The sequence below is a fragment of the Sphingomonas sp. DC4900 genome (genome assembly GCF_049896485.1).
Lineage (GTDB): Bacteria > Pseudomonadota > Alphaproteobacteria > Sphingomonadales > Sphingomonadaceae > Sphingomonas > Sphingomonas aquatilis.
In genome coordinates this window covers 51,005-76,341 of the sequence record NZ_JAFCUK010000002.1, presented here as the reverse complement: position 1 = coordinate 76,341, position 25,337 = coordinate 51,005, and the positions used below count along the sequence as shown (strand labels likewise).

The 25,337-nt window shown below is 69.1% G+C and carries 29 protein-coding genes, 2 tRNA genes and 1 other RNA gene; 12 read left to right on the top strand and 20 right to left on the bottom strand.

What is annotated here, in order from left to right; translation table 11 throughout:
* Positions 1–19: 19 nt before the first annotated feature.
* Complete coding sequence (locus tag ACP690_RS02895; protein WP_294219520.1) at positions 20–211, bottom strand: hypothetical protein; 192 nt, start codon at positions 209–211, stop codon at positions 20–22.
* 138 nt (positions 212–349) lie between these two features.
* On the opposite strand from ACP690_RS02895, the gene ACP690_RS02890 reads away from it, so the two are divergent.
* The 4 genes from ACP690_RS02890 to ACP690_RS02875 all read left to right on the top strand — a co-directional run bounded on the left by ACP690_RS02890 (position 350) and on the right by ACP690_RS02875 (position 3,394).
* Complete coding sequence (locus ACP690_RS02890; protein ID WP_017977728.1) at positions 350–1,699, top strand: methyl-accepting chemotaxis protein; 1,350 nt, start codon at positions 350–352, stop codon at positions 1,697–1,699.
* A 192-nt stretch (positions 1,700–1,891) separates the two neighbouring features.
* Positions 1,892–2,620, top strand: a complete 729-nt coding sequence (dapB, locus tag ACP690_RS02885) for a 4-hydroxy-tetrahydrodipicolinate reductase (protein ID WP_426256109.1) — start codon at positions 1,892–1,894, stop codon at positions 2,618–2,620.
* On the top strand, positions 2,617–3,273 hold the full coding sequence (nth, locus tag ACP690_RS02880; protein ID WP_294282184.1) for an endonuclease III: 657 nt from the start codon (positions 2,617–2,619) through the stop codon (positions 3,271–3,273). Before dapB ends, nth begins: the two co-directional genes overlap by 4 nt.
* A 44-nt stretch (positions 3,274–3,317) precedes the next feature.
* Positions 3,318–3,394 (top strand) — tRNA-Arg (locus ACP690_RS02875).
* A gap of 104 nt (positions 3,395–3,498) precedes the next feature.
* Here the strand turns inward: ACP690_RS02875 and ACP690_RS02870 are convergent.
* A complete protein-coding gene (locus ACP690_RS02870; protein WP_426260082.1) occupies positions 3,499–4,077 on the bottom strand; it encodes a DUF1826 domain-containing protein in 579 nt (192 codons plus the stop codon).
* A gap of 8 nt (positions 4,078–4,085) precedes the next feature.
* Positions 4,086–5,321 carry a GTP-binding protein gene (locus ACP690_RS02865; RefSeq protein ID WP_426260081.1) on the bottom strand — a complete coding sequence of 412 codons (1,236 nt, stop codon included), beginning with the start codon at positions 5,319–5,321 and terminating at the stop codon, positions 4,086–4,088.
* A gap of 140 nt (positions 5,322–5,461) precedes the next feature.
* Between ACP690_RS02865 and ACP690_RS02860 the strand changes: the two genes are divergently transcribed.
* A complete protein-coding gene (locus ACP690_RS02860; RefSeq protein ID WP_426260080.1) occupies positions 5,462–6,547 on the top strand; it encodes a CobW family GTP-binding protein in 1,086 nt (361 codons plus the stop codon).
* 116 nt (positions 6,548–6,663) lie between these two features.
* Positions 6,664–7,128: a hypothetical protein gene (locus ACP690_RS02855; RefSeq protein WP_020486387.1), complete on the top strand. Its 465-nt coding sequence runs from the start codon at positions 6,664–6,666 to the stop codon at positions 7,126–7,128.
* A gap of 54 nt (positions 7,129–7,182) precedes the next feature.
* On the opposite strand, the gene ACP690_RS02850 is transcribed toward ACP690_RS02855, so the two are convergent.
* From ACP690_RS02850 to ACP690_RS02830, 5 genes are all read right to left on the bottom strand, one after another.
* Entirely contained in the window at positions 7,183–8,661 is a 1,479-nt protein-coding gene (locus tag ACP690_RS02850) for a PepSY-associated TM helix domain-containing protein (RefSeq protein WP_426260079.1), read from the bottom strand.
* Positions 8,658–9,218, bottom strand: coding sequence for a hypothetical protein (locus ACP690_RS02845; protein WP_426260078.1), 561 nt, complete (start codon positions 9,216–9,218; stop codon positions 8,658–8,660). The genes ACP690_RS02850 and ACP690_RS02845 overlap by 4 nt, the downstream gene beginning before the upstream one ends.
* Positions 9,219–9,420: 202 nt before the next feature.
* Positions 9,421–10,080 (bottom strand): dTMP kinase, encoded by a 660-nt coding sequence (gene tmk, locus ACP690_RS02840; RefSeq protein WP_426260077.1) that lies wholly within the window; start codon positions 10,078–10,080, stop codon positions 9,421–9,423.
* Entirely contained in the window at positions 10,077–10,484 is a 408-nt protein-coding gene (locus ACP690_RS02835; protein ID WP_426260076.1) for a DUF2147 domain-containing protein, read from the bottom strand. Before ACP690_RS02835 ends, tmk begins: the two co-directional genes overlap by 4 nt.
* 23 nt (positions 10,485–10,507) lie before the next feature.
* Positions 10,508–10,822 carry a chorismate mutase gene (locus ACP690_RS02830; protein WP_043060426.1) on the bottom strand — a complete coding sequence of 105 codons (315 nt, stop codon included), beginning with the start codon at positions 10,820–10,822 and terminating at the stop codon, positions 10,508–10,510.
* Positions 10,823–10,888: 66 nt separating this feature from the next.
* Here ACP690_RS02830 and ACP690_RS02825 point away from each other — a divergent pair, with 66 nt between their 5' ends.
* Positions 10,889–11,899 (top strand): polyprenyl synthetase family protein, encoded by a 1,011-nt coding sequence (locus tag ACP690_RS02825; RefSeq protein WP_426260075.1) that lies wholly within the window; start codon positions 10,889–10,891, stop codon positions 11,897–11,899.
* 396 nt (positions 11,900–12,295) lie between these two features.
* Here ACP690_RS02825 and ACP690_RS02820 read toward each other — a convergent pair whose 3' ends face one another.
* Positions 12,296–13,234, bottom strand: a complete 939-nt coding sequence (locus tag ACP690_RS02820) for a cation diffusion facilitator family transporter (protein WP_426260074.1) — start codon at positions 13,232–13,234, stop codon at positions 12,296–12,298.
* An 808-nt stretch (positions 13,235–14,042) separates the two neighbouring features.
* Complete coding sequence (locus ACP690_RS02815) at positions 14,043–14,363, bottom strand: hypothetical protein (RefSeq protein WP_426260073.1); 321 nt, start codon at positions 14,361–14,363, stop codon at positions 14,043–14,045.
* Between the two features lie 94 nt (positions 14,364–14,457).
* Between ACP690_RS02815 and hrpB the strand changes: the two genes are divergently transcribed.
* Together hrpB and ACP690_RS02805 are read left to right on the top strand one after the other, a co-directional pair.
* Positions 14,458–16,935 (top strand): ATP-dependent helicase HrpB, encoded by a 2,478-nt coding sequence (gene hrpB, locus ACP690_RS02810; RefSeq protein WP_426260072.1) that lies wholly within the window; start codon positions 14,458–14,460, stop codon positions 16,933–16,935.
* A 10-nt stretch (positions 16,936–16,945) separates the two neighbouring features.
* Positions 16,946–17,227: an ETC complex I subunit gene (locus ACP690_RS02805; protein WP_426260071.1), complete on the top strand. Its 282-nt coding sequence runs from the start codon at positions 16,946–16,948 to the stop codon at positions 17,225–17,227.
* Positions 17,228–17,530: 303 nt separating this feature from the next.
* On the opposite strand, the gene ACP690_RS02800 is transcribed toward ACP690_RS02805, so the two are convergent.
* From ACP690_RS02800 to ACP690_RS02785, 4 genes are read right to left on the bottom strand one after another with little or no spacing between them, the layout of a single operon-like run.
* Positions 17,531–18,058 carry an NUDIX hydrolase gene (locus ACP690_RS02800; protein WP_426260070.1) on the bottom strand — a complete coding sequence of 176 codons (528 nt, stop codon included), beginning with the start codon at positions 18,056–18,058 and terminating at the stop codon, positions 17,531–17,533.
* The gene (locus ACP690_RS02795; protein ID WP_426260069.1) at positions 18,055–18,726 is read right to left on the bottom strand and encodes a TPM domain-containing protein; all 672 of its coding nucleotides are present in this window, start codon (positions 18,724–18,726) and stop codon (positions 18,055–18,057) included. Before ACP690_RS02795 ends, ACP690_RS02800 begins: the two co-directional genes overlap by 4 nt.
* Before the next feature lies 1 nt (position 18,727).
* The gene (locus tag ACP690_RS02790; RefSeq protein WP_426260068.1) at positions 18,728–19,621 is read right to left on the bottom strand and encodes a TPM domain-containing protein; all 894 of its coding nucleotides are present in this window, start codon (positions 19,619–19,621) and stop codon (positions 18,728–18,730) included.
* Between the two features lie 5 nt (positions 19,622–19,626).
* Positions 19,627–20,232 carry a LemA family protein gene (locus ACP690_RS02785; protein ID WP_294211082.1) on the bottom strand — a complete coding sequence of 202 codons (606 nt, stop codon included), beginning with the start codon at positions 20,230–20,232 and terminating at the stop codon, positions 19,627–19,629.
* A gap of 113 nt (positions 20,233–20,345) precedes the next feature.
* On the opposite strand from ACP690_RS02785, the gene mscL reads away from it, so the two are divergent.
* Positions 20,346–20,786 carry a large conductance mechanosensitive channel protein MscL gene (mscL, locus tag ACP690_RS02780; protein WP_017977802.1) on the top strand — a complete coding sequence of 147 codons (441 nt, stop codon included), beginning with the start codon at positions 20,346–20,348 and terminating at the stop codon, positions 20,784–20,786.
* Positions 20,787–21,075: 289 nt separating this feature from the next.
* On the opposite strand, the gene ACP690_RS02775 is transcribed toward mscL, so the two are convergent.
* Positions 21,076–21,507 carry an RrF2 family transcriptional regulator gene (locus ACP690_RS02775; protein WP_426260067.1) on the bottom strand — a complete coding sequence of 144 codons (432 nt, stop codon included), beginning with the start codon at positions 21,505–21,507 and terminating at the stop codon, positions 21,076–21,078.
* 42 nt (positions 21,508–21,549) lie between these two features.
* On the opposite strand from ACP690_RS02775, the gene ssrA reads away from it, so the two are divergent.
* Positions 21,550–21,928, top strand: a transfer-messenger RNA (tmRNA) gene (ssrA, locus tag ACP690_RS02770).
* A gap of 134 nt (positions 21,929–22,062) precedes the next feature.
* Positions 22,063–22,935 (top strand): pirin family protein, encoded by an 873-nt coding sequence (locus ACP690_RS02765; RefSeq protein ID WP_426260066.1) that lies wholly within the window; start codon positions 22,063–22,065, stop codon positions 22,933–22,935.
* 16 nt (positions 22,936–22,951) lie between these two features.
* On the opposite strand, the gene ACP690_RS02760 is transcribed toward ACP690_RS02765, so the two are convergent.
* From ACP690_RS02760 to infA, 5 genes are all read right to left on the bottom strand, one after another.
* Positions 22,952–23,027, bottom strand: a tRNA-Phe gene (locus ACP690_RS02760).
* A gap of 41 nt (positions 23,028–23,068) precedes the next feature.
* A complete protein-coding gene (locus ACP690_RS02755) occupies positions 23,069–23,242 on the bottom strand; it encodes a DNA gyrase inhibitor YacG (protein WP_426260065.1) in 174 nt (57 codons plus the stop codon).
* On the bottom strand, positions 23,239–24,180 hold the full coding sequence (locus tag ACP690_RS02750) for a ribonuclease (protein ID WP_426260064.1): 942 nt from the start codon (positions 24,178–24,180) through the stop codon (positions 23,239–23,241). Before ACP690_RS02750 ends, ACP690_RS02755 begins: the two co-directional genes overlap by 4 nt.
* Complete coding sequence (locus ACP690_RS02745) at positions 24,173–24,742, bottom strand: Maf family protein (RefSeq protein WP_294211098.1); 570 nt, start codon at positions 24,740–24,742, stop codon at positions 24,173–24,175. The genes ACP690_RS02750 and ACP690_RS02745 overlap by 8 nt, the downstream gene beginning before the upstream one ends.
* 32 nt (positions 24,743–24,774) lie before the next feature.
* A complete protein-coding gene (gene infA, locus ACP690_RS02740) occupies positions 24,775–25,020 on the bottom strand; it encodes a translation initiation factor IF-1 (RefSeq protein WP_017977808.1) in 246 nt (81 codons plus the stop codon).
* Between the last annotated feature and the right edge of the window lie 317 nt (positions 25,021–25,337).

The following is a 25,337-nucleotide window of genomic DNA, read 5'->3' as shown; positions in this document are numbered from 1 at the left end:
CCGTTGCAAACCGGTGTGATCACTGTCCGGCGACCGGCAAGTCTACCTTGATGACGTTAGTCGGAATCGGGATAAGGAACAGCAGTATCGCGCTGAACACTCCGATCAGGCCCCAGCCATAACGGCGGGCGCGCAGGTCGATGATCCCTCTCGCAAGACAGTAGAGCGCGGGGATGGTGATCGCGATGATCGTCAGGACGGTGGTCCACATCAGGGCAGACTGGCTTGCGCGACTTTGGCAGGCAACGGCTGCGGGGGACGAGGCCGTCATGTGTGCGCATCACGGCCGGTGCGATAGTGCCGATCCGGATCAACCGCATGTTAAGAAACGGTCGATATCGGTTTAACCATGCTGTTCAAACGCCCTTCCGACACGCTCGAAGCGCGCACTGCGCTCGCCGTCTTCCGCCATTCGCCCGACGCGATGATGCTGTTGCGCGATAACCGGTTCGTCGCCTGCAACGCGGCGGCCGAGCAGGTGTATGGCGCGCCGACCGCCGCGATCCTCGGGCAGAATCCCGTGGTCTTCTCGGCACCGGAACAGGGCGACGGGCGTCCGACGATCGAACATGTCAACGAACGCGTCTCGCAGGCCATCCGTGACGGCCATGCCCGGTTCGAATGGCTCAACATGCGTAACGGCCAGATCGTGCGCATGCTGGTCACGCTGATCCCGGTGGCGATCGACGGCGGGGCGGAGGTTCTGGTGCTGGTGCAGGACATGACCGCGACGTCGCAGGTCGTCGATGCGATCGGCGAGGGCCTGGAACGCCTGGCGGGGGGCGACCTCACCGTGCGGATCGACGCCGCATTCACTCCGGAATTCGAACCGCTGCGCGCCAGCTTTAACAGCGCCGCCGCGACGATGCAGGATTCGCTCCAGACAGTGGTTGCGGTCGGCAACGGCCTCGCGTCGGGTTGCGGCGACATCCGCACCGCGGCGGACGATCTGTCGCTGCGCACCGAGCGTCAGGCGGCGAGCCTCGAAGAAACCGCTGCGGCGATGGACGAGATCACCAGCAACGTCCGCGTCACCGCCGACACCGCCGGCCGGGCCGAGACGATCGTCGCCGGCGCGCACCGCGCGGCGGAGGAATCGAGCGTTGTCGTCGAGCGCGCCATGCAGGCGATGGCGGGAATCGAACGCGCGTCGAACGAGATTTCCGAAATCATCAGCGTCATCGACGGCATCGCCTTCCAGACGAACCTGCTCGCGCTCAATGCCGGTGTCGAGGCGGCGCGCGCGGGCGATGCGGGCAAGGGCTTTGCCGTCGTCGCTTCCGAAGTGCGTGCGCTCGCGCAGCGCTCGGCCGATGCGGCGCGCGACGTGAAGGCGCGGATCACCGCCTCGACGCTACAGGTCGACAATGGCGTCGGCCTCGTCTCCGAAACCGGCGCTGCGCTCCAGCGGATCATCACGCAGATGGCCGACATCAGCAGCTCGGTCGCCAGCATCGCATCCGCCGCGCGCCAGCAGGCCGGCGGGCTCAGCCAGATCAACACGGCGGTCGGCGAGATGGACGCGATGACGCAGCAGAATGCCGCGATGGTCGAGGAAACCACCGCCGCCGCCCGCAATCTGGCGGCGGATGCGGAGCGCCTCGCCGATGCCGTTTGCCGCTTCCGCGTCGGCGAGGCGCGGCACGAGCCGGCGATGACCGGCCGGGTCGTAGCCCTCGCCGGCCGCGCCCGCCGCTGATGCTCGGCGCGCGGCGCTGACCCCGGTCGCGCGCGGGTGGCGTCGGGCGCCGATCAATAATTCCGGCCAAAGCTCCCACCTGTCCTGCGCGCCCGACTTGTGCCAGACGGGCGGCATGACCTGTGACCCGCGCCGCCGTCGCTCTGCGAACCTTGCGTGTTCGTGCGCCCCTCGTGACCTGTCGGGGGCGCTATGACCGCGATCGGCATCTACGGCAGCAGCGGTCGTATGGGCCGCGCGATCGCCGAACAGATCGAGGCGGCGGGCGCGCGGCTGGCGGGCGGCGTCGATGCCGGCGGCGATCCGCGCGCACTCGCGCAAATATCCGACGTTCTGGTCGATTTCTCCACTCCCGCCGCGCTGGAGGCGCATGTCGCCGCCGCCCGGGCGACGCGCACCCCGATGGTCATCGGCACCACCGGCCTCAGCATCGACCAGCATGCCATGATCGACGCCGCGGCGACTGACATTGCGGTGCTCCAGACCGGCAACACGTCATTGGGCGTCACGTTGCTCGCACAATTGGTCCGCGAGGCGGCAACTCGGCTCGGCACCGACTGGGATATCGAAATCGTAGAGGCGCATCACCGCCACAAGATCGACGCGCCGTCCGGCACCGCGATCCTGCTTGGCGAGGCCGCGGCGAGCGGGCGGGGGACGACGCTGTCCGAATTGCGCGTTGACGGCCGCGCGGGGCTGACGGGCGCGCGGACCGAGGGCACGATCGGGCTGGCCAGCATCCGCGGCGGTTCGATCGTCGGCGATCACAATGTCGTCTTCGCCAGCGAGGGCGAGCGGATCGAACTCGCCCATCTGGCCCAGGATCGCGGCATCTTCGCCAAGGGCGCGGTGCGGGCCGCGCTGTGGCTGGCCGGCCGGCCCGCCGGCCGCTATCGCATGGGCGACGTGCTCGGCCTGTGAAAAAAGCAGACGTCTTCGAATTCTACCGCCGTCTGGCGGAAGCGAACCCGCATCCGGAAACCGAGTTGGAATCGGGCAACGTCTTCCAGCTGCTGGTCGCGGTGGTGCTGTCCGCCCAGGCGACCGATGCCGGCGTCAACAAGGCGACGCGCGTACTCTTCGCCGAGGTGAAGACGCCCGAACAGATGGTGGCGCTGGGCGAGGACGGCCTGAAACAGCACATTAAGACGATCGGCCTGTTCAATACCAAGGCGAAGAACGTCATCGCGCTGTCGGAAGCCCTGATCGCGCAGCACGACAGTAAGGTGCCGAACGACCGCGCGGCGCTGGAAGCGCTGCCCGGTGTTGGCCGCAAGACCGCCAATGTCGTCCTCAACGTCGCCTTCGGCGCCGAAACCTTCGCGGTGGACACGCATATCTTCCGCGTCGGCAACCGCACCGGCCTTGCCCGCGGCAAGACGCCGCTCGCGGTCGAGCTGAAGCTCGACAAGGCGACGCCGCAGCCCTTTCGCCTGCACGCGCATCACTGGCTGATCCTGCACGGCCGCTACATCTGCAAGGCGCGCACGCCCGAATGCTGGCGCTGCCCCGTCGCCGACCTGTGTGCCTACAAGCCCAAGACCCCGCCACCCAAGCGTATCAAGGCCCCATAAACCACTGGCGCAACCCCGACGCCTTTGCTAGGCGAGCCACCCAGGCACCCGTAGCTCAGCTGGATAGAGCGCTGCCCTCCGAAGGCAGAGGCCACAGGTTCGAATCCTGTCGGGTGCGCCAAAATCGGCAAGTGCCTTCTTCAATAGCTTTGATCGTCGTCCGGCCATGATGGGCCGGGCTCGTCTGGCGTGCCAAGCGTCGCGCCTGTTCCGGACGCGCTATCGCTACATTGCATCGTTGCTACGAATAGGGTCGATCACGAGGATCAGGCGCTGTCCGCCCGTGGCGGCGATGGGCGGTGATCGGTGCAGTACGGTCGGAGGATCGAGCAGCATCCGGCCTTTGAAGACGCCGACTGCGCCGGTCGGTACCTCGTAGATTGCATCTGCCGCCGCGGCGCGGCACCATTGGGTTCCCGGCCCGACATAGGTGCATAGCAGCCGCAGCGTGACATAGTCGGCATGGAAACGCCGGCAGGCATCGGTCTCGATCACTTCGAGCCGCAGGCGCAGGCGATCGTCGCCGGTCAGCGCTGCCTGCCGCCGGAGCAGGAGGTCGATGTCCGCAGCAAGCGAGGTGGCGATATCGTCGGGGTAGCCGGCGTCGCGCAGCGCGTCATCGAGCGGCGCGTCCGCGTCGAGGTCCAGCGTCACGTCATCGACCGTGTCGAGGTCCAGCGCAGCCAATCCGGCCTTCACCGCGTCGGGAAGCGGGCGCCACCAGATCGCCAGCGCTGTTTTCGGGCGGGCGATCGCGTCGAGCGACGTGCGATCATAACCGAAGGCGACGACGTCCTCCAGCATGGCGGGCGTCATACGGAGGTCTCCAACTGGCGCTCACCCCAGGCCGGGAATGGGTCTGGCAGCGACGTCCACAGCGTCGGGGTAAAGGCAGAGGCGGCCACCAAGCATGCGTCGAGCCGGCGCCGAATGGAGAGTTCGTCCATGTTGATGCCTATGAATACGATTTCCTGTCGGCGGTCGCCCCAGATGTCGTCCCAATGCTGGGCAACGAAGTCTTCGAAGCGGCCGTCGTCGGGCCAGTGATGCTTGGGCACCGCGGCCCACCAGCGGCCCATCCGCGAGGTGGTCGTCTGGCTGCCCGCCACCGCCAGTTCGCCGACCCAGTCGGGGCGCGTCGCGAGCCAGAAATGCCCCTTGGCCCGCACGACATTCTCGAGCCCGCCCTCGGTCAGGAACGCGTAGAAGCGCGCAGGATCGAACGGCGCGCGGGCGCGATAGACGAAGCTTTCGATCCCATATTCCTCAGTCTCGGGCTGATGGTGGGCATAGCCGTACAATTCCTTGGCCCACAGCGGGTGGCGCGCCGCTTTCTCTTCGTCGAACATCCCGGTGGCGAGCACGAGGTCGAGGTCGACGCGCCCGTGATCGGCAGTCACGATCACCGCATCGGCATTCAGGCTGGCGACGAGCTTCTTGACCGTGGCCAACTGCTCCGCGGACACCGACGAGGCCTTGTTGACGATCACGACGTCGGCGAATTCGATCTGCTCGACCAGCAGGCCGACGAGGCTGCGCGTATCGTCTTCCCCCATGCTCTCGCCGCGATCGGCGAGGAAATCCTGGCTGGAATAATCGGCCAGCAGGTTGAGCGCGTCGACCACCGTCACCATCGTGTCGAGCCGCGCGACGTCGCCCAGCGACACGCCGTCCTCGTCACGGAAGGAGAAGGTGGTGGCGACCGGCAGGGGTTCGGAAATGCCGGTCGATTCGATCACCAGATAATCGAACCGCCCGGCTTCGGCGAGCGTGCGCACCTCGGCGAGCAAGTCGTCGCGCAGTGTGCAGCAGATGCAGCCGTTGGTCATTTCGACCAGGGCTTCCTCCGACCGCGACAACGCCGCCTCTCCGCCGCGCACCAGATCGGCGTCGATGTTCACTTCCGACATGTCGTTGACGATCACCGCCACGCGCCGCCCTTCGCGATTGGCGAGGATATGGTTCAGCAGCGTCGTCTTGCCCGCGCCGAGGAAGCCGGACAGGACGGTCACGGGCAGACGGGTGTCGGATGGGGAGAGGCTTGCCATGATGACGGTCCAATGTGATATGTTACAACATGACCTATCCAGAGATGCCCAACGATGTCCAGTGACATCATGATCATGAAACCGCGTGGACCGATGCAGGGGACGGCGGGCCGTGGCGCCGTCGCGGCGAGGCGTGCGGCATGAGCAGCGGTCCAGAGGGGCCGGGCACGCGTATTCCCGTATCGGTGCTGACCGGCTTTCTCGGCAGCGGCAAGACGACCGTCCTCAACCATCTGGTCCGGTCGCCCGGCATGGCGCGGGCATTGGTCGTCATCAACGAATTCGGCGCGGTGGGGCTGGATCACGAATTGATCGCCCGATCGAACGAGGATCTGGTCGTCGAGATGATGGGCGGCTGCCTGTGCTGCACCATCCGCGGCGACCTGTCGCGGACGCTCCGCGACGCGCCGTGGCGCTTCGCCCGCGACGGCGAGTGCTGGTTCGACCGCGTGGTGATCGAAACCACCGGGCTGGCCGATCCCGCACCGATCCTGCACACGCTGATGACCGATCCGCAGCTGGCGCCGCTCTATCGGCTCGACGCGGTCATCGCGACGGTCGACGCGGCGGCGGGCATGGCGACGCTGGACGCGCAGCCCGAAGCGGTGAAGCAGGCGGCCGTCGCCGACCGGCTGCTGCTGACCAAGACCGACCTTACCGATGCGACGTCACAGCAGGCGATCCGCGACCGGCTGGCCGCGCTGAACCCCGGCGCGCCGATCATCGCGGTGACCAATGGCGCGGTGGACCCGGCATCACTGTTCGACGTGGGGCTGTGGGACCCGGCCAGCAAGAGCGAGGACGTCAATCGCTGGCTGGCGCATGAGGCCGCGCATGCCGGCCATCACCACCATCACCATCATGACGTGAACCGGCACGATGCCGGTATCCGCGCGACCTGCCTGACGTTCGATACGCCGCTGGAGCCGCTCGCCTTCGATCGCTGGTTAGGGCTGCTGACCATGTTCAAGGGCGCCGACCTGCTGCGCGTGAAGGGCATCGTGAACCTCGTCGGGCATGACGCGCCGGTGGTGATTCACGGGGTGCAGCACGTCTTCCACCCGCCGATCGAACTCGATCGCTGGCCGTCGGCGGACCGGCGCACGCGGATGGTGTTCGTCACGCGCAATATCGATCCCGAAGAATTGCGGGGCACGTTGGCGCTGATGACCGTGGGCCTGAACGGCGTCGACCTGCAGGGACTGATCGAGAGCGTGACGCCGTGATGGTCGGCGTGATCCGGGGCGACGACGCTCCGGCCTCCGCGCACGCGTAGCGATCGCGACCCACCGGCGGCCGGCGGCGATCCGGCCGCCCATTATTTTCAACGGGAGTGAATACGATGTTTACCGAAGAGATGGTCCATACGGCCTTGCAGACGTGGTGCGACAATGTCGTGGCGGTCGGCAAGGCGCATGCCGAAGGCGGCGATCCGCGCGCGGTGGCGGAACGGGTGCTGAGCGACAATTACGACTATGACCATGGCAAGGTGCTGTTCAAGCCGACGCTGACTTTCGGCACCCAGACCTACCGCCCGACGAAGGAGGGCGCGCTGGCCTATTTCACGGGCGGGAGCGAGGCCTTTCCCGACGACAAGGGGTTCAAGCTGAAGCCCTGGGTCAAGGTGTGGTACAGCAAGGAGGATTTCATCCTGCACGGCGATCTGGCGATCGTGCAGTGCAACGTGCATTTCATCGGCCAGGACGACAGCCACATCTTCGTGAACAAGAGCTTCGTGTTCAAGGCGTGCGAGGATGGCAAGGTGCGCATCGTCCTGCACCAATCGTCGCTGCCCTATCAGCCCTGATCGTTCGGAACGGCAGCGTTGCCCGCAGCGCTGCCGTTCCTTCGATGACGCGCGTCAGGCGATGCGATGCGTCGCGGGCCGCCGAAGTAGCAGCGCGCCGCCGAGCAGCAGGGCGGCCTCCACCCCCAGACCCGACAGGTCGATAGGACGCACGAACAGGTAGAAGAGGGCGACCCCGAGGAGCGTGCCGCCCACGGCCTGACGCGCGCGGATCGACCCGGCCGCCGCCCCGAATTGTCGGGACAGCCCCGCGGCGAGCAACAGGGCGAGCGTCAGCGCAAGCCATAGCCATATCAGGGCGTCGCCGAAGGCCGGCAGCGCGAGGGACGCGGCGGCGGTGAGCGCCAGCGCGACGGGCTGGCCCCAGGCGACCGCCGTCCACAGGCGTTCCCACAGCGGCACGGCGCGGCCGCGGTCGCGGCGGCGGGCGAGCCAGATCGTCACGCCGCTCGACGTGACTAGGCAGAGGGCCAGACCCAACAGACCGTAGAGCAGCCGCACCGGCAAGCCGCCGAACCAGCCGAAGTGAAGCTGGCCGATTCCGCCCAGCAGCGTCACGCCGGCGGGCAGATCGGCCGGATGGCGGTCCGTCACCATCCGGCCGCGCGCGTCGAAGACCGTCGTGTCTTGTGGCACGAGCAGGCGGTCGCGGCGCGAGGTGATGGCGATGCGCGCATCGGCGCGGCCGGCGCGTTCGATCATCAGTTGCTGCGGGGCGGCGCCGTCGCTGCGGCGGCGGGCGTCCAGCAACAATGGGGCGAGGGCGGGCAGCGGCTGCGCGGCGGCGTTTGCGGCGGGCGGTGGCTCGAAGAAGAAGCCGTACACGCGCGCGGTGTTGCCGCCGTAGAGCAGCATCGCAAGCACGCCGACGATCAGCGTGGTCAGCCCCAGGATCGCACCCGTCAGCGCGATGGTGACGTGGAACGGCAGCGCCCAGGTGCCGAGGCGGTTGTGCAGATCCGCCTCCTGCAAGCGCCGCGCGCCGCCGCGCCGCAGGCTGAAGGCGTCCTTGAAGACGCGCGGATGCGCGAGGATGCCCGAGATCAGAACGGACAGCAGCGCGACACCGGTCAGCCCGACGAGCATCGCGCCCCATGTCCGCGGCAGGTGGAGCGCGATGTGCAGGTCGATCAGAAATTCGCTGAACGGCGTGTGCTGTTCGGTCAGCGTGCCGTCGCGGGCGATCGCCCAGTCGTGGTGCTCGGCTGGCGTATAGGCGAGGATGCGGGCGCCGTCCTGGGCGGGGGAGGGCAGCGTCAGATAGAGCGTTGCCTGTGCCGGGCCGCCGGTCTGCGCCGCCCTGACCGCGCGATCGAGCGCGCCGGGGGCGAACTGGTTCGACACGGGTGCGCCGGGCGCTTCCCACCGTGCGATGTCGCCGGCGAAGACGGCGAGCGTGCCGGTGAGGCAGACGAGATAGATGAGCGCGGCGAAGGCGAGGCCGAGGATGCCATGCCCGTTGAGCACGGCGCGCACCGTGCCCGGTGCCAGCGGCCAGCCGCGCGGCGCGTCCGTCTTGGGGGCCTCGGTCATACCGGTCCCTGCAAGGCGGCGAGCGCGAAGCCGGTCAGCGTCGTGGTGACGATCATGGCGAGCGACCGCATCAGACGGGGGTCGGCGAGCGTCCAGATCATCGCCAGCGCCCAGACGATGGGGATGGTGAGCCCGCCGATCAGGACACGGGTGGGCGGCGCGCCGGGCACCCAGGCGGCGGCGCAATAGGCGATGGCCACGGCGGCGGCCAGCCCGAGCGGCCCGGCCAGGATCGTCTTCAGCACGCCGCGCCACGCCCTGGACGGTTCGTCGGGCTCGGTCGGCGCGGTGGTGGCGCGGGCGGCGCGCGTGGCTTTTACGGTCCGGCCCCGGATGAGGACGATCAGTGCACCGATGCCGACCGCGACGACGGCAAGCGCGCCGCCCCGGATCCAGCCGATCCAGGCGGCGTCGGCCAGGATCGTGCCGCCGATCACCGCCCAGCCCGCCGCGATCAGGTCCGGTCGCTCGCGCTGACGCTCGGCCCAGGCGCGGCGCAGCAGCGTGGCACCGGCGATGCCGCCTGCGATGGCGAGGAGTGCGGGCAGCGCGATCATGCCGGCTGTCCCATCGGGGCTCGGCCCGACGGCGCGTCAGCGGGACGCGGCGTCAGGCCGTGCGGGACGGTGCGGGCAGGCGCATATACGGTCGGTGTCATCGGTCCCCCTTCCGGACGACGACCTAGTGCGAGCCGTAATGCGAATCAATATCAAATAGGCGGTGGCTGGGGGAGGCTGTTCGAAACGCTCTCGGGGCCGCTCAGGTGCGTGCGGCGCCGCGTGCCAGAAAGTCGCGCACTGCGTGCCATGCCGTCTCGCGCACCGCCTCCGGCGTGTCGTCGGCGGCGATGATCGCATGCCGGTCGGGCGCCGCGGCGGCCTGTGCCAGGAACGAGGCGCGGATGCGCTGGTGGAAGGGGAGGGCGAGGCTTTCGAAGCGGCCTTCATCGATCGCCTCGTCGGACAGGCGCTTGCGGCTGCGGGTGAGGCCGATCGCCGGGTCGAGGTCGAGGACAAGCGTCAGGTCGGGCCACAGGTCGTCGAGCATCGTCGCGTGGAGGCCGCGGATCAGCGCTTCGTCCATGCCGCGGCCCGCGCCCTGATAGGCGAGCGTCGAGCCGGCGTAGCGGTCCGAGACGACGATCCGGCCGGCGGCGACGCCGGGGCGGATGACGTGCGCGGCGTGCTGGACGCGGGCGGCGGTCATCAGCAGCAATTCGGCGCGCGGTTCCCATGCCGCGTCGTCGCCGGCGAGCAGCAGGCCGCGCAACGCCTCGCCCTGCGGGGTGCCGCCGGGTTCGCGGGTGGCGACGACGTCATGCCCCGCGGCCTGCAACGCGGCGACGAGCGCGCGGACGACGCCGCTCTTGCCCGAGCCGTCGACGCCCTCGACCGCGATGAACGCGCCGCGCGGGGTCATGATTCCCGGCGCCAGATCTGCGATTTGCAGATAAAGCCGCCGATCAGGCAGCCCTTCACGTTCAGCGTGTCTGCGTCGATCATCGTGACGGTCGACCCGAAGGCGCGGCCCATGTCGGGTACGTAGATCTGCCCCGCCCAGCGGCCCTTGCCGTTGTTGCGATAGCCCCGCAGCAGCGCGGTGCCGATCAGCGGCGGATAGCCCTTGTTCGCGACGTCGGCCTTCGCTTTGTCCGAGGCGCGGATGACCCAGCCGCACAGGTTCTGGCCACAGCGGCCGGTGCGCACCGCGACGGTGTTCTTGGGGTTGTGCCAATTGCCGATGATCGGCGCATGCGGGTCTGCCGGCAGCGCGGCGGACTGGAGCGCGAGCGGCAGAGCGGCAAGGAACGAAAGGAGGGACACGTCGATCAGATGGCTGGCGCGGGTCAGCCGCGCAACTGTTCGTGGTGGCGGATCACTTCGTCGATGATGAAGCGCAGGAATTTCTCGCTGAATTCGGGATCGAGTTCGGCGTCTTCGGCCAGGCGGCGCAGGCGGGCGATCTGGCGTTCCTCACGCCCCGGATCGGCGGCGGGCAGGCCGCTGGTCGCCTTGTGCCGGCCGACCGCTTGCGTCACCTTGAACCGCTCGGCGAGCAGATGGACGAGCGCAGCATCGATATTGTCGATGCTCTTGCGATAGCCTTGCAGCACGTCGTCGCTCACCGGTCGCCCCCTTCGATGGTCAAGTCCGACCCCCATGAGCGTTGTTGCGGGCGCGAGCAAGACTTGCGTTCGGGGGCGCCAGCGGCCACAGCGCGTGGCGAGATGACCGCCACCATCCACCGCCTCGATCGTCCCGAACCGTCGCTGGAGCCGATGCTCCAACTGGTCGCGGCCGACATGAACGCCGTCAATGCGGTGATCCTGGATCGCATGCAGTCGCAGATCCCGCTGATCCCCGAGCTCGCCGGGCATCTGATCGCGGGCGGCGGCAAAAGGATGCGGCCTATGCTGACGCTCGCGAGCGCGCGGCTGATCGGCTATACCGGCACGCGCCACCACCGGCTGGCGGCATCGGTGGAGTTCATCCACACCGCGACGCTGCTGCACGACGACGTGGTCGACGGATCGGACATGCGGCGCGGCAAGCGCGCAGCGAATTTGATCTGGGGCAATCCGGCGAGCGTGCTGGTCGGCGACTTCCTATTCAGCCGCAGCTTCGAACTGATGGTCGAGGACGGCAGCCTGAAGGTGCTGAAGATCCTGTCCAACGCCAGCGCCGTCATCGCGGAGGGCGAGGTCAACCAGCTGACCGCGGCGCGGCGGATCGACCTGGGCGAGGACCGTTACCTCGACATCATCAACGCCAAGACCGCGGCGCTGTTCGCCGCCGCCTGCCGGATTTCGGCGGTGGTGGCGGAGCGGAGCGAGGCGGACGAGCTGGCGCTGGATGCGTACGGCCGATACCTGGGCATCGCGTTCCAGCTGGTCGACGATGCGATCGATTACGTGTCGGACGCAGGCACGATGGGCAAGGACGCGGGCGACGACTTCCGCGAGGGCAAGATGACGCTGCCCGTCATCCTGGCCTATGCGCGCGGCGACGAGACCGACCGCAAGTTCTGGAAGGATGCGGTCGAGGGACGGCGCGCGTCGGACGAGGATTTCGCGCACGCCATCGACCTGGTGCGCAAGACGCGCGCGGTCGACGACACGCTGGCGCGCGCGCGGCATTACGGCCAGCGCGCGATCGATGCGATCGGGCATTTCCCGAACGGGAAGGCGAAGGACGCGATGATCGAGGCGGTCGAATTCGCGGTGGCCCGCGCGTACTGACGGGCGCAGGCGCGGCGACGCCCGCGCCGATGCGAAGCAGCGCCCGGCACGGCCGGCGGGTCGGCCTTAGCCGAACCCGTCCGACGTCAGGCCGGCGGCTTTGCCGTCGGCGGGCCGGATGCGCAACATGAACAACATGAACAACATGAACACCTTGCGCGAAACGATATAGGGCTATCGTTTCGGAATGGGCGGTGATTCAAGGCTGAGATAGAGTGCTGTCAGGGCGGGGTTACGCTGCTTAGTCAGCAGCTTGCATAGGGTGTCGTCCAACACCGTCCCTCTCACGTCATTCCCGCGCCGGCGGGAATCCACAACCGCTAGAGTCGATAGGCTAGCCAGTCTGGATCCCCGCCTTCGCGTGGATGACGATTGGAGTGGGGTCGAGCGAGGCCCTCAACAGCTTCCGCAGTCGTCGCCCGTTTCGACCTGCAGCGTCGTATGGCCGATGCCGAAGCGGTCGTGCAGCATCGCGCGCGCGTCCACGAGGAAGGCGTCGCCCGGATAGCGCCCGGACATGACGAGGTGTGCGGTGAGCACGGGTTCGGTGGTCGACATCGGCCAGATGTGGAGGTCGTGGACGCGCGCGACGCCGGGCAGCGCGGCGAGCGCGGCGGTGACCGCGTCGTAATCGATGTGGCGGGGTACGGCGGAGAGGCTCATTTCGACCGTCTCGCGCAGCAGGCCCCAGGTCTGCCAGAAAATCAGCGCGGCGATGACGAGGCTGACGATCGGATCGATCCAGCCGAGGCCGGTCGCCCAGATCGCGAGGCCGGCGAGGACGACGCCCGCGGACACCACCGCGTCGCTGAGCATGTGGAGATAGGCGCCGCGGACGTTGATGTCGTGCTTGCGCCCGCGCGCGAACAGCCAGGCGGTAAAGGCGTTGACCGCGATGCCAATGCCCGCGACGGTCGAGACGGTGAGGCCGGCGAGCACCGGCGGGTCGCCGATCCGCTGCACCGCCTCCAGCACGATCGCCCCCAGCGCGACGAGCAGCAGCAGCGCATTGGCGAGCGCGGCGAGGATCGTCGAGCCTTTGAGGCCATAAGTGAAGCGCTTGGAGGGCGCACTGCGGGCGAGCGCGGCGCCGCCCCAGGCGACGGCGAGGCCGAGCACGTCGGACAGATTGTGGCCCGCGTCGGCGAGCAACGCGACCGATCCCGTCCACAGGCCGGCGCCACCTTCGGCCAGGACATAAGCGATGTTGAGCGCGATGCCGATCGCGAAGGCGCGGTCGAACGATGCGGGGGCGTGGGAATGGCCGTGGCCGCCGTGGCTGTGGCTATGTTTGCTATGGTCGTGCGCGTGGCCGTGGTGGTGATGGGCGCCCAATGATCTCGTCCGGGTGGTTGTGGGGTGGTCGTATCACTGCGGCGGTGCGTGATACTAGCGCATCGATTGTCGGGGGGCGTTGTGCCGGCTGGTGTGGGGGACATTCGCCACAATTCCCTCGTCACCCCGACCGGAGAACCGGGGTCCCGCTTTTTGAGGCGACTGCGGGAAGAAGCGGGACCCCGGGTCAAGCCCGGGGTGACGGGAGTGTGGGTTTGGCGGGGTGCCTCATCCAATTCGTCACCCCGGACTTGGTCCGGGGTCCACCGGGCCGCGGGGGGAGGCTGGATCCTTTGGCCGTCCCCCTCGCCGCGGAGTGGACCCCGGAACGAGTCCGGGGTGACGGGGGATTTGGGGCGTGCCTTGCGCTCTCATTCGTTCGGGGGATTTGGGGTGGTGTGCGCTCTTTCTCGTCACCCCGGCCGGAGAGTCGGGGTCCCGCTCTTTTGGGGCGACTGCGGGAAGAAGCGGGACCCCGCGGCGAGCCCGGGGTGACGGGATGTGGGTTTGGCGGGGGGTCCCATCCACTTCGTCACCCCGGACTTGGTCCGGGGTCTACCGGGCCGCGGGGGGAAGCTGGAGCCTCTAGCCGTCTCCCTCGCCGCGGAGTGGACCCCGGAACGAGTCCGGGGTGACGGGGGTGTTTGGGGCGTGCCTCGCGCCCCCGTTCGGCCGGGGGCTTTGGGTGGTGAGCCCGTTTCCTCGTCACCCCGGCCGGAGAGCCGGGGTCCCGCTTTTTGGGGCGACCGTGGGAGAAGTGGGACCCTGAGTCGGGCGCGGGGTGACGAGGGAGGGAGTTGCCGCGGCCTCAGGACTTGCCGAAGAGGCCGCCGAGCATGCCGCCCAGATTGCCGAGCGCGCCGTTGCCTTCGCCGCCGAGCATGCCGCCGATATTGGCGAGGGCGCCTTCGCCGCCGAGGTGGGCGAGGATCTGGTGCAGGACGTCGGGGGACAGGCCGGTCGAATCGGCGGCGCCGGCCACCGTGTCGCCGGGTTCGGCGTGCGCGGCACCCAGCGCGGCGATCGCCTGGGCGACCTGTTCGGGGGAGAGGCCGATCTTTTCGGCGAGGTTGGTGAGAATCGGATTGTCGCCCATCTGGCCAAGGATGCCGTCCAACAGACCCATCATATGTCTCCTGCGCGCGTCGGTTCGCGCGGGCGTGGAGCATAGCAGGCGGTGACGGTCGCGTCGCGGGGCGATCCGTGGCAAGGGAGCGCGCATCGTGACCGACCTGCCGATTTTCGCCGTCCTGCCCGACCTGCTCGCCGCGTTGCGGACCGGGAGCAACGCTGTGCTCGTCGCGCCGCCGGGGGCGGGCAAGACGACCGCGGTGGCGCCGGCGCTGCTGGGCGAGGACTGGTGTACGGGCGAGGTGCTGCTGCTGTCGCCGCGGCGACTGGCGGCGCGCGCGGCGGCGGAGCGGATGGCGGCGTTGGCCGGGGAAAGCCCGGGCGGCACCTATGGCTATGCGACGCGGATGGACAGCAAGCGGTCCGCGGCGACGCGGGTGACGGTGGTGACGGAGGGCATCTTCGTCGCGCGTATCCAGGCCGATCCAGAGCTGACCGGCGTATCGGCGGTGCTGTTCGACGAGGTGCATGAGCGCAGCCTGGACGGCGACTTCGGTCTGGCGCTGGCGCTGGATGCGCAGGGCGCGCTGAGGCCGGACCTGCGGCTGGTCGCGATGTCGGCGACGCTGGACGGGGCGCGCTTTTCGCGCCTGCTGGGCGCCACGGAGCAGGGGGCGCCCGTGATCGAGAGCGAGGGGCGCAGCTATCCGCTCGCCCTGCGCTATCTGGGGCGGAGCGGCGACGGCCGGATCGAGGATGCGATGGCGAGCGCGATCCGGCAGGCACTGCGCGAGGCGGAGGGTGGCGTGCTCGCGTTTCTGCCCGGTGTCGCCGAGATCGAGCGGACGGCGGAGCGGCTGGAGGGGCTGCCGGAGACGATCCGGGTGCATCACCTGCACGGCAGCATGGAGCCGGCGGCGCAGCGCGCGGCGATCCGGCCCGAGCCCGATGGCGCGCGCAAGCTGGTGCTGGCGACGGGCATCGCCGAGACCAGCCTGACGCTGGACGGCATTCGCATCGTCGTCGATTCGGGGCTGGCGCGGCGGCCGCGCTACGACCGGGCGGCGGGGATGACGCGGCTGGTGACCGAGCGCGCGAGCCAGGCGGCGGTGACGCAGCGCGCCGGGCGTGCGGCGCGGCAGGGGCCGGGCGTCGCCTATCGCCTGTGGGAAGAGGCGGCAACGGGCGGCCTGCCGCGATTCGACCCGCCGGAGATCATGGAAGCGGATCTGTCGGGTCTGGTGCTGGCGAGTGCGATCTGGGGCGTCGGCGATCCGCGCGACCTTGCCTGGCTCGATCCGCCGCCTGCCGCGGCGGTGGCGGAGGCGCGCGAGCGGCTGGCCGCGATCGACGCGGTCGACGGCGACGGGCGGCCGACCGCGCACGGGCGGCGCGTCGCGGCGATGCCGATGCCGCCGCGCCTGGCGCATATGCTGCTGCGCGCGGGGGCGATGGGGCAGGGCGCGCTCGCCGCCGAGGTGGCGGTGCTATTGTCGGAGCGCGGGCTGGGCGGCAACGATCCCGACCTCGACGTGCGGCTGCGGCGCTGGCGGAGCGACCGGGGGACGAAGGCGACCGCGGCGCGGCGGCTGGCGGAGCGCTGGACGGCGCTGGCGGGCAAGCCGGTGAGCGAGCCGCTACGGATCGACGGTGCGGGCGTGGAGGTGGCGATTGCGCTAGCCTTCCCCGACCGGATCGCGAAGGCGCGGGATGCGAGCGGCGAATTATGGGCGTCGGCGGGCGGGCGTGGCTTCCGGCTCGACCCGACGCTGCCGCTGGCGCGGCATGCGTGGCTGGCGGTGGCGGAGACGCAGGGGGCGGCATCGGGCGCGCGCATCCTGGCGGCGGCGCCGATCGCGCTGGCGACGATCGAGCGCCTGTTCGCCGACCGGATCGAGACGCGGCGGACGGTGACGTTCGATGCGGCGAGCGGCGGCGTGGTGACGCTGCGCGAGCGGCGGCTGGGCGCGCTGCGGCTGTCGTCGGGGCCGGATGCGGGGGCGGAGCCGGACGCGATTGCGGGGGCGTTGCTGGAGGGCGTGCGGACGCATGGGCTGGCGCTGCTGCCGTGGAGCGCGGGGGCGGCGGCGCTGCGGGCGCGGGCGGACTATGCGGGCGTGCCGCTGGAAGACATGCTGGTCGAGCGGCTGGACGAATGGCTGCCGGCGCTGCTGGCTGGGCGGCGCAAGCTCGACGCGATTCCGGCGGGGGCGCTGACCGACGCGGTGCGCACGCTGATCGGCTGGGATGGGATGCGGCAGATCGACCGGCTGGCGCCTGCCGACTTCACCAGCCCTGCGGGCAGTACGCACGCCATCGACTATGCGGCGGAGGGCGGGCCGAAGGTGGAGCTGCGGGTGCAGGCGCTGTTTGGGCTGGGCGAGCATCCCTGTATCGGGTCGGGCATCGGGTCGGGGCGGGTGCCGTTGGTGCTCAGCCTCACTTCGCCCGCCGGGCGGCCGATCCAGACGACGCGCGACCTGCCGGGCTTCTGGGCGGGTAGCTGGACGGCGGTCGCGAAGGAGATGCGCGGGCGCTATCCCAAACATCCCTGGCCCGGCGATCCCGCCGCGGCGACCGCGACGTTGCGGACGAAAAAGGCGGATGCGCGGGGCGGCGGGACGCGCTAAAGGGGCATCTATGCCTACCGCCCGCATCTTCCAGCGCCCCAAGAACGCCATGCAATCGGGCAAGGCCCGCACGCATACCTGGGCCCTCGAGTTCGAACCGGCCGAGCCGAAGCAGCCCGATCCGCTGACCGGCTGGGCGGGCAGCGGCGATACGCGCGAACAGGTGCGGCTGAGCTTTCCGTCGGCCGAGGCGGCGGTGGCGTATTGCGAGGCGCAGGGCTTCGATTACGAGCTAATCCCGGCGCCGGAGCGCAAGCTGAAGCTGCAGGCGTACGCGGATAATTTCCGGTAAGGGCGTTTCCCAACGCGCACCGTCATTCCCGCGGAGGCGGGAATCCAGACGCGTTACCGCCTCGATGGATTCGAAACGTTAGAGGGTATGGATTCCCGCCGTCGCGGGAATGACGATTGGGGGTGTGGGCGTGTGCCGGTTCCCCCATCGCGCGTCGCCCCGCGGAGGCGGGGAGGATCGATGCGAGCGCTTGCGGGCGTTTCTTTCCCGTTCGCCACGAGCTTGTCGAAGGGCGCGCGCCACAAGCGGTGTGCTTGCGGATAGCCGCCCTTCGACAGGCTCAGGGCGAACGGAGAAGGGCTCTCAGCGCCCCATCATCTCCGCGACGATGCCGCTGCCGAGCAGCAGCAGCATCTTGGCGTCGATCGCGACGCCGGCGCGGCGTTTCTCGGCGACGAAGCCTTCGACTCCGGCCAGTGGCACGCGGTGGACGGTGATATTCTCGTCGGCGTCGCCGCCGCCGTCGCCGATGCGGGTGAGGCCGGTCGCCAGCACGAGCGTGAAGCTTTCCGAGGTCATGCCGGGCGAGGAGAAATACTCACCGCGTTCCTCGACGAATTGGGCGTGATAGCCGGTTTCCTCCTCGAGCTCGCGGCGGGCGGCCGAGGCGATGCTTTCGCCCGCGCTTTCGTCGCCGACCAGGCCGGCGGGGAGTTCGAGGCAGGGGCGGCCGAGCGGCACGCGATATTGTTCGACGAGCAGCAGCTGCCCCTCGGCATCGATCGCGACGATCACCGCGGCGCCGATGCCGCCGTTGCGCTCGGCATATTCCCAAGTGCCCGCCTTGCGGACCGACAGGTATTTGCCCTGCCACATCGTATCGGTCGTCATAGCTGAATCAGGCGGTCCGGCAGTTCGTTGGTGTCGTCGGCGCGCGGCGGGAAGTGTTCGGTGAGGACGATGCCGATCTGGCGGATCGCCTCTGCCATGCCGTCGCCGGGGCGTCCGTCACGCGTCGCGGTGATGAGCGCGGCCATCGCGGCGCCCCAGACTTCGGGCGCGACGCGGGAGTGGATTGCGGCATCGGCGATCAGCTCGGCGCGATGTTCGTCGAGCGAGAGGTAGAGCAGCACGCCGGTCGCGTCGCGGGTGCGCGCTTCGGCGCTGGCGCGGAACAGCATCAGCGCACGCATCCGGACGCGGCGGGCGGCGGTGCGCTTGGGCGTCAGCGCGAGGCGGAGCGGCATCCAGGCGAGCGCGACGCGGACGATCAGGAAGGTCGCGGCGAGCAGTACCAGCGCGACGGTGAACAGCCCGCCGGGCGCGGGCGCGCCGTCCCACGGATCGGCGACGAGACCGTGGAGTGTCACCGCGATCTCCGGCCAGAGCGCGAGCAGCGCGAGAACGAGCAGCATCGCCAGCACCGCCCAATGCAGCGCGACGTCGTGATATTTGTCGGATCGGTGCGCGACGATCGTGACGATCTCGCCCGAGGTGGTGCGCTCGGCCTCTGCCACGGCTTCGGCGACGCGGGCGGCATCGGCGGGGGTCAGGCGCATGTCACCAATCCCCCGAGGCGCCGCCGCCCCCGAAATCGCCGCCGCCGCCGCCGGTGAAGCCACCGCCACCCCAGCTGCCGTCGCTGCCGCCCGACGAGCCGCCGCCGCCCCAGCCGCCGCCACGATCGCCGGACGAGCGGCCGATCTCGTTGGCGATGCCCCACAGGACGATGGGCAGCGCGCTGCCGCCGCCATCGTCATAGCGGCGACCCCATGGCCCCGCGCTGCGCCGGCGACCGATGATCAGCGGCACGAGGACGAACAACAGGATGACCGCCCAGATGATCAGGCCGAACGGGACGCCGCCACCGCCGCTGCGGCGTTCGGCGGAGCGCTGATGGATCTGGTCGAACTGCTTCGCCGCCGCATCGAGCCGGGCCTGCTGTTCTTCGGGGGAGGCGCGCAGTTGTTTGTCGAGGGCATCGACACCGGCGGTGATGCCGCCCGGCATGTCACCCGCCTTGAAGCGGGGAATGACGTCCTGATTGATGATGACGCTGGACAAAGCGTCGGTGATGAACGGCTCCAGTCCGCGGCCGACCTCGACCCGGACCTTGCGCTGATTGGGCGCGACGATGAGGATCGCGCCGTTGTTGACGTCGCGCAGGCCAACGCCCCAGCTCCGGCCGAGCTTGTAGCCGTAATCCTCGATCGAATCGCCCTGCAGATCGGGGATGGTCGCGACGACGAGCTGGCGCTTGGTGTCCTTCTGCAACGCCTCCAGCTTCTGCGTCAGCGCAGCCTTCGTCTCCGGCGGCAGCACGTTCGCGGCGTCGACGACGAGGCCGGTGAACTTGGGGAAGGTCTGCGCGGTTGCGGGCGCGAGCATCAGACTCGCGGCGAGCAGCAGCAAGGCCGCCCGCCACACGATCGCCGCCCGCGTCATGAGCGCCATCGCCGTCAGCTCGCGTTCCCGAAGTTGACGGTCGGGGCCTGATCCGCCCCCGGCGTCGTCGCGGCGAAGGGGGTCAGCGGCTTGGCGCCATAGAAGATCTTCGCGCCGACCGCGTCGGGGAAGGTGCGGATCTTGGTGTTATAGGCCTGCACCGCATTGTTGTAGTCGGTGCGCGCGATGGTGATGCGGTTCTCGGTGCCTTCCAGCTGGCTCATCAGCGTGGTGTAATTGCTCTGGCTCTTCAGCTCGGGGTACGCCTCCTGCAAGCGCTGGAGCGACAGCGTGACGGCGCCCTGCGCGCGTTCGAACGCCTGCATCTTGGCCGGATCGCTGAGCTGGTCACCCGACAGCTTCACCTGGTTAGCACCGGCGCGCGCCTGCGTCACCTGCACCAGAATGTCCTTTTCCTGCGCGCCCGCGGCCTTCACCGTCGCGACGAGGTTGGGGATCAGGTCGGCGCGGCGCTGATACTGGTTCTGGACGTCGGCCCAGCGCGCCTTGGCGTTTTCCTCGGCCGTCGGCACGGAATTGATCCCGCATCCGGCGAGCGACAGGCTCGCGGTGGCAGCCAGCGCGAAGGCGGCAACGGGACGAAGCGACGACATGAACATCCTCCTGAGAGCGTATCTGTGCTATCCATATAGGACAGCGTGCGGGCTTGGCGAAGGGGTAATCGCAGCCTAGGCTTTTCATTCTACGCCTGAACAACGGGGAAGACGCGATCATGTTCAAGGAATTCAAGACCTTCATCGCGCGGGGCAATGTGCTGGACCTCGCCGTGGCGGTCATCATCGGCGCGGCATTCGGCAAGATCGTGACGTCGCTGACCGAAGACATCATCATGCCGGTGGTGGGGAAGATCTTTGGAGGATTGGATTTTTCGAGCTATTTCATTCGGTTGGGTGCGATCCCCGCGACCTATACCGGATCGCCGACGGATTATGCCGCGCTGAAGAAGGCGGGGGTGCCGCTGCTGGGCTATGGCGAGTTCGTGACGCAGGCGGCGAACTTCCTGATCCTCGCCTTCATCATTTTCCTGCTGGTGCGCAGCGTCAACCGCGTGATCGCCAAGCCCGAGGCGCCCGCCGCCCCGGCGCCCGAGCCAGCCGACGTCGCGCTGCTGCGTGAGATTCGCGACGAGCTGAAAGCGCGGCCGCGGGTGTGATAGATCCTCCCTCGCTTTGGCGGGGGAGGGGGACCGTTCGCCCGGCGAATGGTGGAGGGGGTGTTGCCGCGAGCGCGACGGAAGTCGTTGACCTCCCCCTCCGTCAGCTTCGCTGCCACCTCCCCCTGGCGGGGGAGGAATGGGGGCATGGCGTGACGCGCTGGTCGGCGACCCAGCCGTAATGGGCCTTGCCACCATCGTCACCCCGGACGTGATCCGGGGTCCCGATATCGGTGGGAAGAAGAAGCGGGATCCCGGCTCAAGGCCGGGATGACGGGGATGGGGGGCTTTACGCCGCGACGAGTTTGTCGGCGGTGGCGTCGGCGAGGCTGGTGCCGTCGAGGATGCGGGCGGTTTCGTCGCGGACGCGCATCATCGCGTGGCGGATGGCGCAATCGGCCTCGCTCTTGCAATCCTTGCACGGACGGTAGGCGGTACGGCTGACGCAGGGGACGAGCGCGAGCGGTCCTTCGATCACGCGGATCACGTCGCCCAGCGAAATGAGGTGCGCGGGCCGCGCGAGGACGTAGCCGCCCATCTTGCCGCGCGTGCTCTGGATGAAGCCGGCATCGCGCAGATCGGCCAGGATCAGTTCCAGGAACTTGCGCGGCACATTGGCGGCGACGGCGATCTTGCCCATCGGGATCGGCGGGCTGGCGGCGGGTGCTTCGGCGAGAAACAGCATCGCGCGCAACGCGTAACGGGAACGCTGGGTCAACATGATGGCGCCGCTATGGCCGGATATTGTGGCTAACGAAAGGCGTGGATTGCAGGGACGTGACGCTGCCCCTATATCGACTGGGCCGGCTTCCAGCCGGCTATGGCGATAAACGGTGGCGTTAAATAGGCGCAGCGGACCCGGGGGCAGTACCCGGCGGCTCCACCACCGACGCTGAGCCGCTCGGCGGCACGCTTCATGCGTGCTGGCGATTGGCACAGCGTCGATGACGGGGCCGAACTAGGATCGACGTGTGTTGAAAAGCGCTGTCTTTCGCTCGGAATGGGACCACCGCAACGGCCCATTACACAAGTGCCAACGATAACGAAGCACTCGCGATTGCGGCGTAACTGAGGGCCTCACGGCCTAAGGTTACTCCAAAATAGCGCGGTTGGACCCCACCGGGCAACAGAAGGGGATTCCAGCGGTACGGGGAGCACCGGGCAACAGAAGCTCCCCACTGTCCGTATCGATGGTCGTACGAAACGCAGCGTTCCCGCTGCGGGCGTTGTCGCTGCGCGGCATCGCCGCCATCTTGAGCGGGAAGGAGCCTTTCGCATGACCGCCCGCACGCTTGCCGCCATCCACCCCGCCCATCGCGACGATATCGGCGATCTGGTCACGCGGCGGCCGGTGCCGGGTCCGGGGCTGGAGCAGGTCGATCCGTTCCTGTTCCTCAACCATCATGGCCCGCAGATCTACGCCCCCGGCAACAGCGGCCTGCCGTTCGGGCCGCATCCGCATCGCGGGTTCGAGACGGTAACGTTCATCCTCGACGGCAGCCTGGCGCATCACGATACCGGCGGCCATGCCAGCATCATCGAAGCGGGCGGCGTGCAGTGGATGACGGCGGGGTCGGGGCTGATCCACGCCGAAATCTCGCCGCCCGCGTTCAAGCGCGACGGCGGGCCGATGGAGATCCTGCAATTGTGGGTGAACCTGCCCGGCCGGCTGAAGATGACCGCGCCGGCCTATACCGGCTTGCAGGCCGATGCGATCCCCGTGGTTCCGCTGCCGGACGACGCGGGCAGCGTCGCATTGGTGTCGGGGCGGTTCGGCGACGCGGAGGGACCGATCCGGTCGCTGACCGGGGTGATGCTGTCGACCGTGCGGCTGCGTGGCGGTGCGGCGGTGACGCTGCCGGCGCCCAAGGGACGGTCGGTGTTCCTGTATGTCGTTGCCGGCACCGTGGCGATCGGCGGGCGGAGCGTGCCGCACTGGCATCTGGCGACGGTGCGCGACGACGGTGATTCGGTGGACCTGACCGCGAGCGACGATGCCGTGCTGCTGTACGGCCATGCCGATCCGATCGGCGAGCCGGTGGTGGCGCATGGGCCGTTCGTGATGAACACCCGTGAGGAGATCGGCCAGGCGATCCGCGATTATCAGGCGGGGCTGTTCAACGGCACGGGGCCGCTGCCGGCGGTGTGATCATCGATGTGGGAAGTGGTGCCCGGGGACGGATTCGAACCGCCGACACTGCGATTTTCAGTCGCATGCTCTACCAACTGAGCTACCCGGGCAGGGCCGTCACGCGAAGGCTTCGCGTTCGGAAGTCGCGCCTCTAATGGTCCCCGCCGGTGCTGTCCAGCCCCTCATGCGCATCATTTTGCACCGGGATGCGATATCCTTCGCCCAGCCATTGCAGCAGGTCGCGATCGCGGCAGCCGCGCGAGCAGAAGGGCGTGTGGAGCGGATCGACGGCTTTGTCGCAGATCGGGCAGGTCGTGACGGTCATAGGCTGTCGAACAGATGGGTAACGCCGGTGCGGCGTGCAAGCTCGGCCAGCCAGTCGGTGCGGCCGGTGAGGCGGGCGTGGACGGGGGCGGGCAGGCGGTGATGCAGCGGGCTGCCGGGGGGCTCGCGCTCCAGCCGGCGCAGCAGCGCCCGGGTCGCGGCGCCGACCGGATCGGTGCGGAGCAGTTCGGGCAGCGAGGCGCGGGGGCGGGGACGGACGATCTGCAGGAAACCGAAACCGTTGACCGCAGTGCGTTCGAACGGCGGCACCAGCGCGGCGTCGAGCGCTTCGGCGACCGCCTGGCGTGCCGCCTTCCCCTCCAGCGTCGGAAAATCGATGCCGATCGAACCGCCGATGCCGTGACGGCGTATCGCTGCGGCGACCGCCTTCGCCGCGGCGACGGCGAGCGCTTCGAGCGGGGGCGGGCCGTCGACGTCGAACAGCGTCATCGCCGGGGTGGGCGACAGGCGCAGCGCGCCGAGCGGGAAGGCGATCGCACCGTCCATCGCCTCTTCGAGCAGTTCGGACCAGCCGGCTGCTTCCAGCGCGTCGGATTCGTGGGGGCGGAGCGTGCGGACGGGATGGCCGGTGGCGTGGAGGCGGGCGAGCAGGTCCGGGCCGTCGGCGGGCGTAGCGTCGGTCGCCACGGCGCGCGGCGGCTTGGGGCGGCCGGGTTCGGGGATGGCTTCGCGGACGATCTCGACGGTGAGGGTCGCGCCCTTGGTCAGCCCTTTGGGGATGCGGGGGAGGACCGCGTCCTCGCCGGCGATCGACAGGCGGCCCATGCCGCCGGCGGTCAGCTCGACCAGCTGGGCCCTGGCGACGGTGCCGAGGCGGAGCGTGTTCGGCAGTTCGATCGCGGCTTCGACGATGCGATCGTCCTCGATCAGCGCGGCGCGGGCTTCGCCGATGCCGGCTTCATAGACCCATTCAGGCAAGGGGCAGACCGGCGGCGCGGAGGAGGGCGCGGGTTTCGGTCAGCGGCAGGCCGATGACGCCCGAATGGCTGCCGTGGAGGAAGCGGACGAAGGCTTCGGCGCGGCCCTGGATGGCGTAACCGCCGGCCTTTCCAAGGCCTTCGCCGCACGCGATATAGGCGTCGATCTCGGCGGGGGAGAGCGGGCGGAAGGCGACGATCGTGTCGGACAGGCGCGTGCGCTGCGTGCCGTCTGGGCCGATCACGCAGATCGCCGACAGCGCGTGGTGGCGACGGCCCGACAGGCGGAGCAGCAGGTCGCGCTGGATCGCCTCGGTCTCGGCGGGCGGCAGGATCGCGCGGCCGAGCGCGATCGTGGTGTCGCCGGCGATGACCGTCTCGTCCGGTGCGCGCTCCACCGCCAGCGCCTTTTCGACGGCGAGGCGCTGAGCATAGACGCGGGGTAGTTCGCGGGGGCGCGGGGTTTCGTCGATCGCGGGCGCGGCGATGCGATCGGGCACGACGCCGAGACGCGCCAGCAGATCGCGCCGGCGCGGCGAGGAAGAGGCGAGAACCAGTGGCATAAGGTCGGGCGGCACGCGGGTGCCGCCGCCGCTTATTGCGGGCCGGGGCCGCCGCGGCCGGGCATGAAGCGGTAGGTGATCCGCCCCTTGGTCAGGTCGTACGGGGTCAGTTCGACCAGCACCTCGTCACCGACCAGCACGCGGATGCGGTTCTTGCGCATCTTGCCGGCAGTATGGCCGAGAATTTCGTGGTCGTTTTCGAGCTGTACACGGAACATCGCGTTGGGGAGCAATTCCACCACGCGGCCGCGCATCTCGAGCAGTTCTTCCTTGGCCAAAAATCAACCTCTGTTCGCGTGTTCGGGCGCGCCCTTAGCGCAAGTCGCCGAAAAAGGGAAGCAAGGCGGACGGGCGGCGCCGGTCCAACAGGGGGCAGCGAGTCGCAAGGCCTTGCAGGATGCAAGATGGGGGCGGCGGGGGCGATTCGCAAGTCGTAGCGGCGCCCTCGGAAGTGGATGAAGTGGACGGTACGTCATGTGCCGGAGATCCCCTCATGCGCAGGGAGCGCAGGGGGTGGGGCCGGACGTATCAAAGAGCGTTCCGGGGATGATGCATATTCGGGGCGTGTAGGACAGGGGAAAAACGGGTCCGCTGC